General features: G+C 43.0%; 16 protein-coding genes. 11 read left to right on the plus strand and 5 right to left on the minus strand.

Annotation, left to right across the window (positions count from 1 at the left end):
• Positions 1 to 295 precede the first annotated feature (295 nt).
• The 6 genes from AC59GT_RS09695 (at position 296) to smc (ending at position 7,778) form a co-directional block, all read left to right on the plus strand.
• A complete protein-coding gene (locus AC59GT_RS09695; protein WP_497237456.1) occupies positions 296 to 1,135 on the plus strand; it encodes an MBL fold metallo-hydrolase in 840 nt (279 codons plus the stop codon).
• 261 nt (positions 1,136 to 1,396) lie between these two features.
• Complete coding sequence (locus AC59GT_RS09700; protein ID WP_090466905.1) at positions 1,397 to 2,257, plus strand: sigma-70 family RNA polymerase sigma factor; 861 nt, start codon at positions 1,397 to 1,399, stop codon at positions 2,255 to 2,257.
• A 113-nt stretch (positions 2,258 to 2,370) separates the two neighbouring features.
• Complete coding sequence (locus tag AC59GT_RS09705; protein ID WP_497237457.1) at positions 2,371 to 2,676, plus strand: hypothetical protein; 306 nt, start codon at positions 2,371 to 2,373, stop codon at positions 2,674 to 2,676.
• Complete coding sequence (locus tag AC59GT_RS09710; protein ID WP_497237458.1) at positions 2,673 to 3,329, plus strand: ATP-binding cassette domain-containing protein; 657 nt, start codon at positions 2,673 to 2,675, stop codon at positions 3,327 to 3,329. Before AC59GT_RS09705 ends, AC59GT_RS09710 begins: the two co-directional genes overlap by 4 nt.
• Before the next feature lie 9 nt (positions 3,330 to 3,338).
• Positions 3,339 to 4,127 (plus strand): PhzF family phenazine biosynthesis protein, encoded by a 789-nt coding sequence (locus AC59GT_RS09715; RefSeq protein ID WP_497237459.1) that lies wholly within the window; start codon positions 3,339 to 3,341, stop codon positions 4,125 to 4,127.
• A gap of 105 nt (positions 4,128 to 4,232) precedes the next feature.
• Positions 4,233 to 7,778 (plus strand): chromosome segregation protein SMC, encoded by a 3,546-nt coding sequence (gene smc, locus AC59GT_RS09720; RefSeq protein WP_497237460.1) that lies wholly within the window; start codon positions 4,233 to 4,235, stop codon positions 7,776 to 7,778.
• Between the two features lie 53 nt (positions 7,779 to 7,831).
• Here the strand turns inward: smc and AC59GT_RS09725 are convergent, their stop codons facing one another.
• The 4 genes from AC59GT_RS09725 to AC59GT_RS09740 are packed head-to-tail and all read right to left on the minus strand — an operon-like array spanning position 7,832 to position 10,971.
• Entirely contained in the window at positions 7,832 to 9,361 is a 1,530-nt protein-coding gene (locus AC59GT_RS09725) for a S41 family peptidase (protein ID WP_497237461.1), read from the minus strand.
• A gap of 52 nt (positions 9,362 to 9,413) precedes the next feature.
• Positions 9,414 to 10,022, minus strand: a complete 609-nt coding sequence (locus AC59GT_RS09730; protein ID WP_497237462.1) for an HAD family hydrolase — start codon at positions 10,020 to 10,022, stop codon at positions 9,414 to 9,416.
• The gene (locus AC59GT_RS09735; RefSeq protein ID WP_497237463.1) at positions 10,012 to 10,311 is read right to left on the minus strand and encodes a hypothetical protein; all 300 of its coding nucleotides are present in this window, start codon (positions 10,309 to 10,311) and stop codon (positions 10,012 to 10,014) included. The genes AC59GT_RS09730 and AC59GT_RS09735 overlap by 11 nt, the downstream gene beginning before the upstream one ends.
• Positions 10,312 to 10,971 (minus strand): ABC transporter ATP-binding protein, encoded by a 660-nt coding sequence (locus tag AC59GT_RS09740; protein ID WP_497237464.1) that lies wholly within the window; start codon positions 10,969 to 10,971, stop codon positions 10,312 to 10,314.
• Between the two features lie 157 nt (positions 10,972 to 11,128).
• Between AC59GT_RS09740 and sucC the strand changes: the two genes are divergently transcribed.
• From sucC to AC59GT_RS09755, 3 genes are all read left to right on the plus strand, one after another.
• Positions 11,129 to 12,322: an ADP-forming succinate--CoA ligase subunit beta gene (gene sucC, locus AC59GT_RS09745; RefSeq protein ID WP_497237465.1), complete on the plus strand. Its 1,194-nt coding sequence runs from the start codon at positions 11,129 to 11,131 to the stop codon at positions 12,320 to 12,322.
• 441 nt (positions 12,323 to 12,763) lie between these two features.
• A complete protein-coding gene (locus tag AC59GT_RS09750; protein ID WP_117381325.1) occupies positions 12,764 to 13,300 on the plus strand; it encodes a YceI family protein in 537 nt (178 codons plus the stop codon).
• Between the two features lie 146 nt (positions 13,301 to 13,446).
• Positions 13,447 to 14,067 carry an L-threonylcarbamoyladenylate synthase gene (locus tag AC59GT_RS09755; protein ID WP_497237466.1) on the plus strand — a complete coding sequence of 207 codons (621 nt, stop codon included), beginning with the start codon at positions 13,447 to 13,449 and terminating at the stop codon, positions 14,065 to 14,067.
• A 1-nt stretch (position 14,068) separates the two neighbouring features.
• Here AC59GT_RS09755 and trpA read toward each other — a convergent pair whose 3' ends face one another.
• Positions 14,069 to 14,839 carry a tryptophan synthase subunit alpha gene (gene trpA, locus AC59GT_RS09760; protein WP_497237608.1) on the minus strand — a complete coding sequence of 257 codons (771 nt, stop codon included), beginning with the start codon at positions 14,837 to 14,839 and terminating at the stop codon, positions 14,069 to 14,071.
• A gap of 182 nt (positions 14,840 to 15,021) precedes the next feature.
• On the opposite strand from trpA, the gene AC59GT_RS09765 reads away from it, so the two are divergent.
• Both AC59GT_RS09765 and AC59GT_RS09770 read left to right on the plus strand, forming a co-directional pair.
• Complete coding sequence (locus AC59GT_RS09765; RefSeq protein WP_497237467.1) at positions 15,022 to 16,509, plus strand: sodium:solute symporter; 1,488 nt, start codon at positions 15,022 to 15,024, stop codon at positions 16,507 to 16,509.
• Positions 16,510 to 16,778: 269 nt separating this feature from the next.
• Positions 16,779 to 17,486, plus strand: a complete 708-nt coding sequence (locus AC59GT_RS09770) for an LOG family protein (RefSeq protein ID WP_117381322.1) — start codon at positions 16,779 to 16,781, stop codon at positions 17,484 to 17,486.
• Positions 17,487 to 17,495 lie beyond the last annotated feature (9 nt).

Raw genomic sequence — 17,495 nt, forward strand, 5'->3', positions numbered from 1 at the left:
AATAATCCATTAAGAGATTGCTAGTGTACAAATGGCTTTCGGTAAGCGCTGCAAGTGTTTCGCTTGTAAGTGAAACACCCGGAACAGTATTTTATGGTAAACCTTTAAATACCAATTACTTAATACATCAGGGCGAAACAAACCGAAACAGTACAAAAACTTCACATGATTAAGCTATATGGTTAATTAATAACCTATTATGTAACTAAAGCAGATTGACAATTTAGAATTGAATGCGTCATAAGCTTAATAGCGAAACAACCATTTTCGATCAAATACCTTAACTTTCCGCCAAATGAAACTTCATACTATAGATACAGGCTTTTTTAAACTGGATGGGGGCGCCATGTTTGGTGTTGTGCCAAAGTCCATCTGGCAGAAGACCAACCCAGCCGACTCGAACAACCTTTGTACCTGGGCAATGCGCTGCCTTCTTATTGAAGAGGGCGACCGGCTGATACTGGTCGACACTGGCATAGGCAATAAGCAAAGTGAAAAATTCTTCAGTCACTATTACCTTCATGGAGATGCGAGCCTTGATAAATGTTTGCTTGCAAAAGGCTTTCACCGCGACGATATAACAGATGTATTTTTGACTCATCTGCATTTTGATCATGTTGGCGGGGCTGTAGAGCGCAATGGCGATAATCTGCATCCTGCATTTAAAAATGCTGTTTACTGGAGCAACCTGCAACATTGGAATTGGGCAGTTAACCCTAATGAGCGCGAAAAGGCCTCTTTTTTAAAAGAGAATATACTTCCCATACAGGAAAGCGGACAACTGCAGTTTATTGACGCTGAGGACGGGATCAGTTTTTCTTCAGAGATAAAGATACGGTTTGCTTACGGCCATACCGACGCAATGATGCTGCCGCAGATTAATTACAAGGGCAGGCAACTACTGTACATGGCCGACCTGCTGCCTTCCGTTGGACACCTGCCCCTGCCTTATGTGATGGCGTATGATATGTTCCCGATGAAAACGCTGGAGGAACGTAACCAATACTGGCAGGAAGCCGTAGACAACGAATATGTGCTCTACCTGGAACATGATCCAGTTAATGAGTGCTGTACTGTTCAGGCTACAGATAAGGGCATCAGAGTAAAAGACACCTTCCGGCTAGACGAGTTATAAGTATAAGAGTATTTATTTCGCAGGTGTAGGTACTTAACAATGTAAAAAAGCTAACTTGTGCTAAGTACTTCTTTTACTTGAAACTGTGTTTTCAGGTTAAAAGAATTGCCACTAAAAAGTTGCATGATTAACCACACTGGGCATCATTTTTGCTATAGCAAAATATTGCAATTAATCAATATTCTAGTATAAAAATGTGTAAACAAATGTTTACCTTTGCACGTTCATTCCAGATAACAGAATCGAGGTTATAAAACATAAATGAGACAACTCAAAATAACTCAATCCATTACCAATCGTGAGTCGCAATCCCTCGACAAATACTTACACGAAATTGGTAAAGTTGACTTAATTACTGCCGAAGAAGAAGTAATATTAGCCCAAAAAATCCGCGAAGGCGACCAGGCCGCGTTAGAAAGGTTAACAAAAACCAACTTGCGCTTTGTGGTTTCCGTAGCAAAACAATACCAAAATCAGGGACTTACACTTGGTGACCTTATTAACGAAGGTAACTTAGGTCTTATTAAAGCTGCCAAGCGTTTCGACGAAACAAAAGGTTTCAAGTTTATCTCATACGCCGTTTGGTGGATCCGTCAATCTATCCTGCAGGCTATTGCCGAGCAAAGCCGTATAGTACGTTTGCCGCTTAACCAGGTAGGTTCATTAAGTAAAATCAGCAAAGCATTCAGCAAGCTGGAGCAGGAATACGAACGCGAGCCGTCACCGGAAGAACTTGCCGATATACTTGAAACTACAGTTGATAAAATATCCGACACGCTGAGCAACAGTGGCCGCCATGTTTCTATGGATGCCCCTTTTGTTCAGGGTGAAGAAAATACGTTGCTGGATGTATTAGAAAACCAGGAACCAAATACCGACTCTATCCTGATAAACGAATCGTTGTCAGAAGAGATCAAACGTTCATTGTCTACACTTACCGAACGTGAACGCGAGATCATCGTATTGTTCTTTGGTTTAGGTACTAATCACCCATTGTCACTTGAAGAAATTGGTGAGAAATTTAACCTTACCCGCGAACGTGTACGCCAGATAAAAGACAAGGCTCTACAGCGCTTACGCCATACATCACGTAGCAAAATATTGAAGTCCTACCTGGGCTAATTATATCAAGTTTTTTTAAAAGCCCTTGCTTAGCAGCAAGGGCTTTTTTTATGCATTTGCAATAATGCCGCATGTAACAACGTTCATCACTAAACTTTATCTGAACGCAGTACATGTCTAACTTACCTAAGCTTATCTGGTACTTTTATAAACCATTAATGCTTTGGAACATTGCGTTCAGTATCACCTGCCTTTTCTTGGTGTCCGTCTATGGTGTAAAGGTTGCCGGCTTTGTACTCTTCTTTAAGTTCCTGGGCTATGCAGCCACCATCTTCCTGCAAAGTTATACTGCAAAAAACGTGTATATGTATTACCGTAATGCCGGTATAAGCGTGCGCAGGATGTATTTTTACGTATTTTCCCTGGATCTTCTTACTTATCTATTTGCGCTTGCTATCCTCATTATCTTAACAGCATGAAGGAGCTTAAAGCGGACAGCATACAACTTGAATTTGACGGGCGTAAGATTTTGCAGAGTATATATTTAAGCTGTGAACAAGGCGAAGTGCTGGGCTTACTGGGCCGCAATGGCTGTGGTAAATCATCTATGCTGAAGATAATCTTTGGCACTTTAACAGCAACTCATAAGTACGTAAGTATTAATGGTGAGTTCATCCATAAAGGTTATTTAAATAACCGCATTGCTTACCTTCCTCAGCACAATTATCTTCCCGCAGGAATAAGAACAGAAAAGCTGGCACGCATAATAGTCGACCCGCAATCGTGGAAGGCGTTTACCAATCTGCCTGTATACCAAGAGAGCTACAATAAGACGGTTGACGAACTATCCGGCGGACAGCTGCGGCAGTTAGAGACCATGATGATCATCCATAGCAAAGCTGATTTCATATTACTGGACGAGCCGTTTACCCATATCTCCCCTATACAGGCAGAAGAGTTTAAACCTGTAATAAGAGCTTGTGCTAAGCGCAAAGGCATTATCATTACAGATCATCAGTATTACAATATTCTCGACGTAAGCGACCGCATTGTTTTACTGCATAACGGAGAAACAAAACACATCACCAATAAAGATGAATTAGTCACTTACGGTTATATTAGCGGTTTATAACATTTCTTTATGATTATACCTATGTACCAGGCTGATGCCTTTACCGACAAACTGTTTGGCGGTAATCCTGCTGCTGTTTGCCCGCTTACCGAATGGCTACCAGACAACATCATGCAGAGGATTGCAATGGAAAACAACCTTGCAGAAACCGCCTTTTTTGTAGCAAACGGGGATGATACCTACCTGCTGCGGTGGTTCACCCCTGAGCTGGAGATAGACCTTTGCGGGCATGCTACCCTGGCGTCAGCCCATATCCTTTTTACAGAACTTGGCCACGATGGTGACACTATCCACTTTAATACCATGACAGCAGGAACCCTGGTGGTGACCCGTGATGGAGATAAGTACGCCATGAACTTTCCGTCACGGCCCGCTAGCCGTGCTGAGTTGCCGGAGGGTTTGCTGGCAGCGTTAGGTGGTAAACAACCTATTGAGGTACTCCGCTCACGGGATTACATGCTGGTGTACGAAACTGAAGAAGATATAACATCCATGATTCCGGATCACTCCGCCTTGGCGAAGATTGACACGCTTGGTGTCATCGTTACCGCGCCCGGCAAAGATGTGGACTTTGTATCCCGGTTTTTTGCACCGGCAGCAGGTGTACCCGAAGACCCGGTAACCGGATCGGCTCACTGTAACCTGATACCTTACTGGGCAGATAAGCTTGGCAAAAATCAACTGCACGCTTACCAGGTATCGGCACGCAAGGGCGAGCTTTGGTGTAAACTGCAAGGCGACCGTGTATTGATGGCTGGCAACGCCGTGACTTTCCTGAGAGGTTCTATAACAGTTTAGCTTTCGACAGAAAAGTCTTCCACAAGCTTCTATTTAGCACTTTTTGCTTTAAGGTATAAAACGTAAATTTAAGACCTTAATTAGTTTTAGTCCGCTACCGCGTTAATGCAGCTTACACAGTTAGAGATAAAGGGGTTTAAAAGCTTTGGCGATAAGATCACCATTAATTTTAATGAGGGTGTTACCGCTATTGTAGGCCCTAATGGCTGCGGCAAATCTAACGTGGTGGATTCGATACGTTGGGTTTTGGGCGAGCAAAGTACCCGCATGCTTCGGTCCGAAAAAATGGACAACGTCATCTTTAATGGCACCAAAAGCCGTAAAGCCGCTAATCTTGCTGAAGTATCCCTCACGTTCGATAATACCAAGAACATCCTGCCTACCGATTTTTCGCAGGTAACGCTCACCAGAAGGCTTTATCGCAGCGGAGAAAGCGAGTACCGCCTCAACGATGTACAGTGCCGCCTAAAGGACATAACAGACCTTTTCATGGACACCGGCGTTGGTGCCGACTCCTACTCTATCATCGAGCTGCGCATGATAGATGAGATCATCAATAACAAAGAAGGCTCCCGAAGGAACTTGTTTGAGGAGGCGTCGGGTATATCTAAATACAAGCTGCGTAAAAAGCAAACCTTCAGCAAACTTAAAGATACAGAGGCTGACCTGGAGCGTGTAGACGATCTTCTTTTCGAAATAGAAAAGAACCTTAAAACGCTGGAAAACCAGGCAAAGAAAGCTGAACGGTATTACAGGATCAGGGATCAGTACAAGGTACTCAGCATACAGCTTGCTTCATTTCGGATAGCTGGTTTTAGTAAGACACTGGCGGAGATAGAAGAAAAAGAACAAAAACAACAGGCAGAAAAAACCGGCATTGTTGCACAGATAGATACCCTGGAAGCGGCCTTGCAGCAGCAAAAGCTGGAAAGCATAACACGCGAGAAGAACCTGGCTGCCCAGCAAAAAACAACGAATGAGTTTGTCTCCAAAATACGTGCTTACGAAAGCGAAAAGCGTGTAAAAAACGAGCAGCTAAAGCATCAGCAGGATAAAGAAGCCCGACTAAAGGATGAACTTGAACGCGACACCAATCAGCATAAACACGTTCAGTATAACATCAAGCGCCTGAGCGAGGAAAAGATGCAGGAGGATGAAAATCTTGCCCGCATCACATCAAGCCTGGCCGACCTTAAAGAAGCCGTAGAAGAACTGCGGGCCGAGCAAGCAGAAGCCCGTGGTGAGTTAAATGAACTCAACTCGGTAAGTAACCGCCTGCAAAGCCAGGTTTATAAAACAGAAAAGGATATTGACATCCTGAACATACAGCAGCAGGCACTAGAACAGGAAAGCCTGCGCAACATGGAGGATGCAAGCAACAAGGAGGTAGAGCTTTCGCACTTTAACCAGGTAGTTGCAGAACTTGCTTCGCGTGCGGACACTTTAAAGAGCGAATATGATAGTGCCGTTGACACCGAGACCAAGTTACAGGAACAGATTGCTGATACAGAAACCCAGATAAAAGCCATCACAGCGGACATTGCCGCTGATGTGCGCAAGCTGGATGCGAAGCAAAACGAATACAATCTTACCAAAAGCCTGGTAGATAATCTTGAAGGGTTCCCCGAGTCTATCCGCTTTTTGAAAAAGAACACAAGCTGGGCAAAAAACATCACGCTTTTCAGCGATATCCTTTTTTGTAAAGAAGAATACCGCATTGCTATTGAGAATTACCTGGAGCCGTTAATGAACTACTACGTAGTGAACAGCTACGACGAAGCCATAGCGGCGATCAACCTGCTGGGTAATTCATCAAAGGGCCGCGCGCAGTTCTTTATACTCGATAATTTTGGCGGGGAAAATGAGATTTCTGATCACAAAACGTTAGAAGTTGCCGCTGTGCCGGCGTTGTCGGTTATTGAAGTTGATGAACGTTACAAACCACTGTGCGTACACCTGTTAAAGAATGTTTACCTGGTGAATGACACTACCGAACACGACATTAACAACACTGTTTTGCCGAACGATGTTGTGCTTATCGGCAAAAGCGGCAAGTTCAATAAATCCAAATTTACCATGGCCGGCGGATCTGTAGGCTTATTTGAGGGTAAGCGTATAGGGCGGGCTAAAAACCTTGATAATCTGCTTAAAGAGATCAAGCAGGCAGAAACACGTATCAACAGCCTCAAAAATAAAAATGAGGAACTGCAAAGTACATTAACCGCTTTGAAAGCTGCCGGTAAAGCAGCAGAGATACGCCAAAAGCAAGTAGAACTTAACCAGCTGAACACAGAGCTGGTAACTGTAAGAACCAAACAGGAGCAGTACCAGGCGTTTATAGAGAACAGCCTAAATCGTAAACAGGATATTGCCAACCGCATTGCAGGCATCAAGAACGATATCATCACTTTACAACCGCAGCTTTTAGACCTGAAAGCACAAAAGCAGGAACAAAGTGAACTGCTGCTGGAAAAACAACAGGCCTTCAATGAGTTGAACGAAATGTTATCGGTACGATCCAACGCTTATAACCAGGAGAACATACGCTTTCACCAGCAGCAAAATAAAGTATCAGGATTGGTGAAGGATTTGGAATACCGGGAGTCGCAATTGGATAATCTGGACAGCCGCATAACGCAAAACAGCCATGAACTGGAAAAGGTTAAAGCGCTAATAAAAGAAAACCTGCAGCATACCGAAAACAGCGACGACAGCTTGCTGGAGATGTACGAGCAAAAGGAGAACCTGGAGAAAGCCACGCAAGAGGCAGAACGAGAATACTACCAATGGCGTGGTACTATCACCGAAAATGAAAACGAGGTAATCAACTTACGTCGTAAAAAAGATAACGCGGAAACAATAGAGAACGAGCTTAAAGATGCCCGCAACAATCTTAAAATAGAGTTAAATGCCTTAAAAGAGCGCCTTTCCGTAGAATTTAATGTTGATATAACAGACCTGCCGGAAACTGAGGACGCACAAACTGAATCTGAAGCCGACATAAGGGATAAAACGGAAAAGATGAAGCGCCAATTGGACGATTTTGGCGCTATAAACCCGATGGCTGTTGAGGCGTATAACGAAATGAACGAGCGCCACAGCTTTATACAGGCGCAAAAGAAAGACCTCGCGGAAGCTAAAGCCTCTCTCCTCTCTACCATTCAGGAGATTGATGATACCGCGCGGGAAAAATTCATGACAGCCTTTACATTGGTACGAGAGAACTTCATTAAAGTGTTTCGTTCCTTGTTTAATGAGGAGGATTCATGTGATCTGATACTTTCAGACCCTGACCGTCCGCTGGAATCGGATATTGACATCATTGCACGCCCAAAAGGCAAGCGACCGCTTTCTATAAACCAGCTTTCCGGCGGGGAAAAAACCCTTACGGCTACAGCCATCCTATTCTCGCTTTACCTGCTTAAACCGGCACCCTTTTGTATTTTTGATGAGGTTGATGCCCCGCTTGACGATACCAACATCGACAAGTTCAATAACATCATCCGTAAATTCTCCAAAGAATCGCAGTTCATCATCATATCGCATAACAAGCGCACCATTGCTTGTACGGACATTATTTATGGCGTTACCATGGTAGAACAGGGCATATCGCGTGTAGTGCCTGTAGACCTGCGCCAACTAGCCGACTAACAAAAAAGGTGCACCAAACAGGCGCACCTTCAATCAATCATATGTCAGCAAAACTACTTTTTGAATGCCGGCCTGCTTAAAACCATGCTCCTGAACTTCGGCGCATCCAATTGAATGGCTGCTTCCCGGGCCTGGTCGATGGTCATTGTCCGTTGCCGTTGGGTACTTTGTATCTGCGGCGTATTAATGGTGTAAGTACCGGTTTCCACAAACTTTAATGCATGAGCCAAAAGCGTTTCTGTCGGATCGCCAAAGTCGTGCGTCACGTCATCAAAATCTTTAAAACCCGGATAGTCCGTACTAGCTGGTAGCATACCAGTGAAATATCCGCCCTGGTTAACCGAGTTCTTGGTTTCAAACATCGGTGTGTACATCTGGTATTTATTTATTTGCAGGTAGCTAAAACCAACAGGTTTGCCGTAAGTTGTTGTACCTATCAGCTTAACATCCATAACAGGTTTAAGGTTGTTTATCAGTAACTCACTGGCAGATGCAGTTGAACCTGTCACAATAAAGAACACATGGTTGAGAGTAAGTGCAGGCACGCTTACGTCTTCACGGCTGAACATTGAAACATTCCTTTCTTCAGAGTAGTCAAAATCAGCATAAGTATAGCTCTTTCCGGTCTCTTCATCTTTGCGTGTCTGCTTTCTTAACAAATCATCTGCTTTACCGCTCTGCAGCAAGCTATTGTAATAAGTAGTGTACATTTTAGAGCCTACCTTGGCTGCAGGTGCTATTACATTAGCCAGGTACTCAGATGTTTCTACCCTGCCACCGCCGTTGTACCGCAAGTCAACTACCAGTTCTGTAATGCCTTGTGCAGCAAATTCGTTAAATGCCTGGTTTATATTTGCTTTGGAATTGTCAAGCGAGGTAAATTCATTAAATACAAAGTATCCAACTTTCTTGCCCCCCTGAGTAATAACTTTATAGTTATAAACCGGGTTAATGGTGTAAGTGGCAGTATTTAGTGTTACATCAAAAGTTGATGCATCAGGCCTTTTAAGCGTCATTGAAATTGTAGTACTGTTGGCGTAGGCATTGATAACAAAATTAAGGTTCGCTCCACCTCCACCATCACCGTCATATGCAAGGTTGGTTCTATTATTTATCTTGGTAATCTGATATCCCCGCTTAATCCCAGCTGTAGCTGCCGGCGAATTAGGTGCAACATATCTTATACGCAAATCATCCAGATCGTTCCATATCGGCGCGAAACCAAAATCTCCGGTAACTCCGTTAAGTTCCTGCGATATACTACCATCATCTATAAAAGAATATTTTGGGTGTGTAGGGTCAGCAGCATAATACTCGTACGCCTTGCCCGTGGCAGGGTTTATCTTATACTGAGAAAGCGCAAACAGCTCCTTGTTCAGCGCGTCAAGGTCGTTGCTGCCGGTATATCTCCGCGGTTGAAACGTAGCGTATTCGGGAATCGCATCATTCCAGTAGTAAAGCTGTTTTTCATAGTAAAATACCGAGTCGCGCATCAGATCAAGCTCGCTTGAAGCAACTTTTTCTTTCTTACACGAGGTCAGCATTGCTGCCGATGCTATAATAAGGTATATAAATTTACGCATATAGTATTTATGTTGAATAACGATGTATTACTAATAATAGTACAGCGACACTCTAAAGCAACTTACTGACATCCAGATAGTCTATCCCGGTAGCTTCAGCACAAAGGGAGTCTGCTTCGCTATTCCCTGTCATTATTAGGTCTCTTCTTTCTAACCCATGCTGTTTCATCAGCAAATGCAAAATATCCGGTTCCGGCTTAGCAGCCACTTCCTCCGCAAAATAGCAGATTAGGTAAGGTTCCAGCCCATGCCACTCCACCTGTTTGATCTTGTTAAGCTGCCGTTCTGGTTTACCATTGGTCACTATAAAAAGCTTCTTTCGGTCGGTCACCACTTCCTGCATTAAAGTTAGCATGTTTTGATATAAAAGCAACTTCAACGGCAGTCGGGCAGTATCCAGCAAAACATCAAGATTTGGCCTATACTTTTCATCAACCTTTAACTGGTCAACCAGCTCGTCAAAAACTTTATCGGGTCCTTTAGTTGTATACGCATCAACCATAAAGTTGGTTGTCTGCGTAGCGTCAGTAACATCGGTATATTCCAGTAATCCAGCAAAGAGGTAATACACCTGGTATAAATAGTCTTTCTCGGGATATAGCACATTGTCCAGCTCAAAAACAAACGCCTTCTTACGTGCATCTATATCGCTATATTGCATTGCTGCCATCTAAAATATCTATATTATATTCATTAAACAACAGTTCCGATTCCTTCAGCAGCAGCAATTCCTCGGTTGTCATTACAAAAACTTTTTCTACTGCTGCATCAAGGCATAGTGTAAGCATTTCATGCTGATAGCTTGCTGATGTTGGCTTTGGTAGTTTTACGGTATTGCCAAGGAACAAGGGCAGTTCTTGGTGATCGCCTAATAACACGACATCGCCTGGGTACTGATTTTTTAACTTGTAAGCTGCTGCGGAGGTAGCATTAGTTATTAATATTTTCACCTATAGTTCCTCCACTATTAACCCGTCTTTCATCAGTATGGTGCGGTTTGCCATTGCGGCCAGGTCCTCGTTATGGGTCACAATTACAAATGTTTGGTTAAACTCCTGCCGCAGGCGCACAAAAAGCTCATGCAACTCCAGCGCGTTCTTTGAGTCGAGGTTACCGGATGGTTCATCTGCAAATATCAGCGCCGGCCGGTTTATCAGCGCCCTCGCAACTGCCACACGCTGCTGCTCACCGCCCGATAACTGGGCCGGTTTATGCGTCATCCGCTCGCCTAAACCCAACATGTCCAGCAACTCTTTAGCTCGTTTCTCTGCTTCGGCCCTTGGCTTGCCTGCTATAAAGGCGGGCATACATACATTCTCCAGGGCGTTAAATTCCACCAGCAGATGATGAAACTGGAAAATGAAACCTATTTTAAGGTTTCGGAAATCGCTCAGGTCTTTGTTGTTGAGCTTACTAACCTCTATATCATCAATAAAAATCTGGCCGGAATCGGGTTTGTCAAGCGTACCCAGGATGTTTAGCAGCGAGCTTTTACCCGCACCGGACGCACCAACAATTGTAACAATCTCGCCGCGGTCAACCTCCAGGTTTACGCCCTTTAAAATATTAAGCTGCCCGTAGGATTTGTTTATAGATAGTGCTTTAAGCATGAGCCAAAGATAACGATTAGCGGTTTTAGATTAGGTAATGAGTTATTGTAAAGTAAAAATTGGGTTACCATGTCATTTCGCGCTGCAACAAATCTCTTACGGCTATCCGCTATTCTCTAAACAAAATTGTAGCTTTACCGCAAATCTTTCAAAAAACATGAATATCCACGAATATCAGGGCAAAGCGATCTTAAAAAGCTTTGGCGTTAGAGTACAGGAAGGCATTGTTGCCGATACGACCGAAGAGGCAGTAGCAGCCGCTCAGAAACTGAAGGAAGACTACGCTTCGGACTGGGTTGTTATAAAAGCACAAATACACGCTGGTGGCCGCGGTAAAGGCGGAGGCGTTAAGCTGGCTAAAAACCACGACCAGGTAAAAGATATTACAGGCCAGATAATAGGGATGCAGCTGGTTACCCCACAAACCGGCCCTGAGGGTAAAAAAGTAAAGAAAGTTTTAGTAGCACAGGATGTTTACTACCCTGGCGAAAGCGAAACGAAAGAGTTTTACATGAGTGTATTGCTTGACCGTGCGAAAGGCCGCAACATAATCATGTATTCTACTGAAGGTGGTATGGACATTGAAGAAGTGGCTCACTCTACACCTGATAAAATATTTAAAGAAGAAATTGACCCTAAGGTTGGCCTGCAGGGCTTCCAGGCACGTAAGATTGCTTTTAACCTTGGTGTAAGCGGCGACGCCTTTAAAGATATGGTGAAATTTATCACCGCTTTATATAAAGCTTACGAAGCAACCGATTCTTCACAGTTTGAAATAAACCCGGTTCTTAAAACCTCTGATAATAAAATATTAGCTGTTGATGCCAAAGTAAACCTTGACGACAACGCTTTATACCGTCACCCGGATTACGCAGCAATGCGCGACACCGACGAAGAGGACCCTACCGAAGTTGAAGCAAGCAAGAGCAACCTTAACTATGTAAAGCTTGACGGAAACGTGGGCTGTATGGTTAACGGTGCAGGTTTGGCAATGGCCACTATGGACATTATTAAGATTGCAGGTGGCGAGCCGGCTAACTTCCTGGACGTAGGTGGTACTGCAAACGCACAAACCGTTAAAGCCGGTTTTAACATCATCCTTTCAGACCCTAATGTTAAGGCAATCCTGATCAACATTTTTGGTGGCATTGTACGTTGCGACCGTGTTGCACAGGGTGTTATTGATGCTTACAAAGAAATCGGCGATATCCCGGTTCCTATTATTGTACGTTTACAAGGCACTAACGCTGAAGAAGCAAAAGAGCTGATAGACAACTCGGGCTTAAAGGTGTACTCTGCTATCCTGCTTAAGGAAGCTGCACAACTGGTTACCGAAGTATTAAATAAATAATTCTTTTTAGAAAGATACTGCGAAGGGCTGCCTAACAAGGCAGCCCTTATTTTTTGCACTTTTGAGTCGATAGTAGTACCTGTGATTTATACCATTACTTCCAAATAAACTTGAAAACAGCATGCAAAAACAGTGTGGTTTTGAAGGTTGAACAAGGTAATTTGATCCAAAAAGCGCGATTGGACATCTATTCAGCCACTTTATTGAAGGAGAATGCGGCGGCATAAAAAAGTGTTCAAATGCTTTATCTTCAAAAAAAACTGAACACTTGAACAGTTTTCTCATCTGTTTATTTATAAAAACATATCAGCAAGAAATGCCTTAGTAGAACAGGAATGTCTACCAATTGTAATAAGTGTTAAACAATAATAGATGTTTAAACATATAATATTACTTTTGTTGTGTAAACAAATGAGAAACAATATTTAAACAAATAAAACAATGGCAACAGCAACAAAATGGGTTTTAGACCCAATGCACTCAGAAGTACAATTTAAAGTTAAACACCTGGTAATTTCTACAGTTACCGGCTTTTTCAAAACATTTGAAGGCGAGTTGGAAACAACCGATGACAATTTTGAAGATGCACAGGTTAACTTCTCACTTGATGTGAACAGCATCGATACTACCCAAACTCAGCGCGACGAGCACCTGAAATCAGCAGAGTTTTTTGATGCTGCAACTTATCCGAAGATCACTTTCAAATCTACTTCAATAAAGGCTAGCGGTGATGATGAGTACGCTATCACAGGCGACCTTACTATAAAAGATGTTACTAAACCAGTTACTCTTAAAGCAGAGTTCGGTGGTTCTGCCGATGACTTTTACGGTAACACCAAAGCAGGCTTCGAAGTTAGTGGTAAAATAAACCGTAAAGAATTTGGCCTTACCTGGGATGGCGTAACAGAAGCAGGTTCAATAGTAGTTGGTGAAGACATCAAGCTTATCATCAACGTACAATTTGCAAAACAGAAATAATTTAAGTTATAAATGCAGGTGGAGTTGATATTTGAGTGAGTTTTGATGTTTTGTCCATAGCCTCCACCGGCATTTAAAAAAGAAAGCCACCTGATTAGGTGGCTTTCTTTTTTAAACCTATCTGTGTGTATCTTTGTTAACGTTATATGCTGATAAAGATCTATCCTGAAAATCCCAACCCTAAAGCTATAGAGCAAGCTGCAGAAGTGCTTCGAAAGGGCGGGCTCATCATCTACCCTACTGACACGGTTTACGGCCTGGGCTGCGATATTACCAACCAAAAAGCGATAGAAAAAATCTGCCGCATTAAAAACATCAAACCTGAAAAGGCTAACTTCTCGTTCATCTGCTATGACCTTAGCCACATATCAGACTACATAAAACCCATTGATAACGCAACGTTCAGAGTATTAAAGAAGGCGCTGCCAGGCCCATTTACATTTATATTCAACGCCAGTCACGCTGTACCTAAATTATTGAGCAGCAATAAAAAAACTGTGGGTATACGCGTCCCGAACAATAACATAGCAAGGGAAATTGTACGTGTGTTAGGCAACCCTATAGTCTCTACATCTATTCATGATGATGATGACATTATTGAGTATTCTACCGATCCAGAACTTATATACGAAAAATACCAAGAACAAGTAGATATAGTAATAGACGGTGGTTATGGCGACAACACCCCTTCTACAATAATCGATTGTACTTCAGGCGACTTCGAGGTAATACGAGAAGGTAAAGGTAACCTGGAGAACTATCTTTAACTCAACCTTTTATATTGTTGATGAAGGCAGGGATCTTACTCAGATAATCATCTTCACCTAACAACTTAACGAACGCGCTGCCTACTATTGCACCGTTAGCGTATTCGCATGCTTTGCTAAAGGATGCATTATCAGATATACCGAAGCCTATAATAGCCGGATTATTCAGTTCCATTGCCTTAACACGCTTGTAGTACTCTTCTATGCTTTCGGTTAGCTTAAGGCTTCCTCCAGTTATGCTTGATGAAGATAAAAGGTAAATAAAGCTATTGCTCAATCCATCTATCTTGCGGATACGCTCAACAGATGTTTGCGGTGTAACCAGGAATATATTACTTAAGTTATTCTCTTCGAAGTAGTTGCTATACAGCATTTCATACTCGTACATAGGCAAATCTGGCACGATAATGCCATCTACCCCTACAGCGGCTGCCTGCTTGCAAAAGCGTTCTACACCGTATTGTACTATGGGGTTAACATATCCCATCAGCAACACTGGTATACTTACACGGCTACGCAGCCCTTTTAATTGATCGAACAACACGCTGAGCGTCATGCCGTTCTGAAGGGCAACTTCTGAACTATGCTGAATGGTTGGCCCATCGGCTACAGGATCTGAGTACGGAAAACCTATCTCCAGGAAGTCGGCACCGGCCTGTTCAAGGGCTGCTGCAATATCAAGGGTGGTGTTTAGTTCCGGGTAGCCTGCAGTAAAATATATAGATAGTAAATTCTCTTTTTTTGTAGAAAAAAGTTGGTTCAACCTGTTCATCGGTGCAATTGTATCAACCATTGAAATTAGCTTGTATTCGCGTTAATTGGACAAAAATACCGTTAAAAATCTTCACTTTCCACACTTTTTGGGAGTATTTAAAACGGCTTCAATCGTTGATTTGGTTGATACGCCGTAAACCGCTACTTTAGGCCTTACATCTGCACCGATAAATCTGAATTATGGCTCCGGGAATACTGCTCACTTTTATCATTGGATATTTTTTGGTACTGCTGGTAATCTCTCACCTCACATCAAAAAACTCTGCCAATAACGATACCTTCTTTGTTGCCAACCGCAACTCCAAGTGGTACCTGGTTGCCTTCGGTATGATAGGTACGGCGCTTAGCGGCGTTACTTTCATTTCGGTGCCGGGAAAGGTGGGTGCACCAAGCGGCGACCAGTTTGCCTACTTTCAATTTGTGCTAGGCAATGCGGCCGGCTTTATCATCATTGCTACTGTGCTGCTGCCGTTATACTATAGAATGAAGCTGACCTCTATTTACAGTTATATAGAGCATGCGTTAGGGACATGGAGCTATAAAACGGCGGCAGGCATATTCCTCATCAGCCGCACTATTGGTTCATCATTCCGCCTATACCTGGTAGTAATAGTTTTACAACGCTTCATATTTGATAGCTATGGTGTACCTTTTGCCGTAACGGTGCTGATTTCTTTAGTGCTTATATGGTCGTACACCTTTAAAGGTGGCTTGAAAACCATTATCATTACCGACAGCCTTCAAACTTTCTTCCTGGTGGCATCGGTGTTCTTGTCCATCTATTTCATTTGCCGCAGCCTTAATTACAATGTTTTTGAAGCCGCGGAAGCCATTAAGAACAGCAGCTATTCTAAAATCTTCTTCTTTGAGGATTTCATGACCAGCAAGTTCCACATCAGCAAGCAATTTCTTGGAGGGTTGTTCATTACCGTTGGCATGACAGGCCTGGATCAGGATCTTATGCAAAAGAACCTCAGCCTTAAAAATATAAAGGAAGCACAAAAGAACATGTTCAGCTTTACGGCGGTGTTCGTCGTGATAAACATCTTCTTTCTTAGCGTTGGCGCACTGCTGTACATGTATGCCGCCAAAAACGGCATCAAAGTAGAAAAAACAGATTATCTCTATCCTACGATAGCGCTGCAGTACCTTGGTGTAATACCTGCCATGGTGTTTATGCTGGGGTTAACGGCAGCTACCTTTGCCACTACCGATTCGGCACTTACCGCGCTCACCACCTCGTTCTGTGTAGATTTCCTCGGGTTTAACAAGCGCAACGATGTAAACAGCAAAAAAAATGTGAATACCCGCCACTATGTGCATATTGCCTTTTCCGGGCTGATGTTTATAACCATTATCATCTTTAATGCTATCAACAATGATGCTGTTGTCGGCGCAATATTCAAGGTAGCGTCATATACCTACGGCCCACTACTCGGCTTATACTCGTTTGGATTGTTTGTAAAGAATCGGCAGGTTGCAGATAAGCTGGTGCCGTTCATCTGTCTCATTTCGCCGGCGGTTTGCTTTTTCCTGAGCACGGAATCCAAAACTTTGCTGAACGGTTACGTTTTTGATAATGAGTTGATCATTGTAAACGGCTTAATTACATTCCTCGGTTTACTGGCAACATCATCAAGAAAAAAGACCGCCGTAGCAATAGTTTAGAAGGCTTATCTACAATATACGGAATTGTCATGATATTTTAAAGTTGTGTCGTCCGCCTCACCTAACGGGCTTGTAAAGTTTTACATTGAAGCGCAGGCTTTATCCCCTAATAAAAAACTTAAACGTACAACTATTGTACTATCAAAATCGTTTATTAACTTTCTAACTTTCCAAAATTTTGGAAGGTATTTATAACATCAATTAATATTTAACTAATTATACTTTCCGGGACTTTACCGATTTTCGGCTATCCGGATTTAACAACTACTATGACTGGCGACGATAAAATAAGACAAGCGTTTGAGAACAAGAACTGGCAGGAGATTAAGGTTACCGACTCCTGGCAGATATTTAAGATAATGGCCGAGTTTGTAGACGGCTTTGAGAAACTGGCCAAGATTGGCCCATGCGTATCCATCTTCGGTTCTGCACGAACTAAAACCGACAACAAGTACTACCAACTGGCCGAAAAAACTGCCGCCCTGCTTACAGAACGTGGCTATGGTGTAATATCTGGCGGCGGTCCAGGTATTATGGAAGCAGCTAACAAAGGTGCTTACGAAGCAGGCGGTAAATCGGTAGGTTTAAACATTGAGCTGCCATTTGAGCAGTTCCATAACAAATACATCGACAGGGATAAAGTGCTGGAGTTCGATTACTTCTTTATCCGCAAGGTTATGTTTATGAAGTATTCGCAGGGGTTCATTATCCTGCCGGGCGGCTTTGGAACCATGGACGAATCTTTTGAGGCGATCACCCTTATCCAAACCGGTAAGATAGCGCGCTTCCCTATTATATTTGTTGGCAAAGATTACTGGAAAGGCTTATTTGATTGGGTAGAAAGCAATATGCTGAATGAAGAGCATAACATTAGCCCTGACGATTTGAACCTTTATCGTGTAGTGGATACTGCCGAAGAAGCCGTTGAGCACATTTTCCGATTCTACGACAAATATGTACTGAAACCAAACTTCTAAAGATCTTGT

It is taken from the genome of Mucilaginibacter sp. 320_HR (genome assembly GCF_059691875.1).

Bases quoted from the DNA above. Each gene is read 5' to 3' on its own strand.
- AC59GT_RS09695 (WP_497237456.1), top strand. From the start codon at position 296: ATGAAACTTCATACTATAGATACAGGCTTTTTTAAACTGGATGGGGGC.
- AC59GT_RS09700 (WP_090466905.1), top strand. From the start codon at position 1,397: ATGAGACAACTCAAAATAACTCAATCCATTACCAATCGTGAGTCGCAA.
- AC59GT_RS09705 (WP_497237457.1), top strand. From the start codon at position 2,371: ATGTCTAACTTACCTAAGCTTATCTGGTACTTTTATAAACCATTAATG.
- AC59GT_RS09710 (WP_497237458.1), top strand. From the start codon at position 2,673: ATGAAGGAGCTTAAAGCGGACAGCATACAACTTGAATTTGACGGGCGT.
- AC59GT_RS09715 (WP_497237459.1), top strand. From the start codon at position 3,339: ATGATTATACCTATGTACCAGGCTGATGCCTTTACCGACAAACTGTTT.
- smc (WP_497237460.1), top strand. From the start codon at position 4,233: ATGCAGCTTACACAGTTAGAGATAAAGGGGTTTAAAAGCTTTGGCGAT.
- AC59GT_RS09725 (WP_497237461.1), bottom strand. From the start codon at position 9,361: ATGCGTAAATTTATATACCTTATTATAGCATCGGCAGCAATGCTGACC.
- AC59GT_RS09730 (WP_497237462.1), bottom strand. From the start codon at position 10,022: ATGCAATATAGCGATATAGATGCACGTAAGAAGGCGTTTGTTTTTGAG.
- AC59GT_RS09740 (WP_497237464.1), bottom strand. From the start codon at position 10,971: ATGCTTAAAGCACTATCTATAAACAAATCCTACGGGCAGCTTAATATT.
- sucC (WP_497237465.1), top strand. From the start codon at position 11,129: ATGAATATCCACGAATATCAGGGCAAAGCGATCTTAAAAAGCTTTGGC.
- AC59GT_RS09750 (WP_117381325.1), top strand. From the start codon at position 12,764: ATGGCAACAGCAACAAAATGGGTTTTAGACCCAATGCACTCAGAAGTA.
- AC59GT_RS09755 (WP_497237466.1), top strand. From the start codon at position 13,447: ATGCTGATAAAGATCTATCCTGAAAATCCCAACCCTAAAGCTATAGAG.
- trpA (WP_497237608.1), bottom strand. From the start codon at position 14,839: ATGAACAGGTTGAACCAACTTTTTTCTACAAAAAAAGAGAATTTACTA.
- AC59GT_RS09765 (WP_497237467.1), top strand. From the start codon at position 15,022: ATGGCTCCGGGAATACTGCTCACTTTTATCATTGGATATTTTTTGGTA.
- AC59GT_RS09770 (WP_117381322.1), top strand. From the start codon at position 16,779: ATGACTGGCGACGATAAAATAAGACAAGCGTTTGAGAACAAGAACTGG.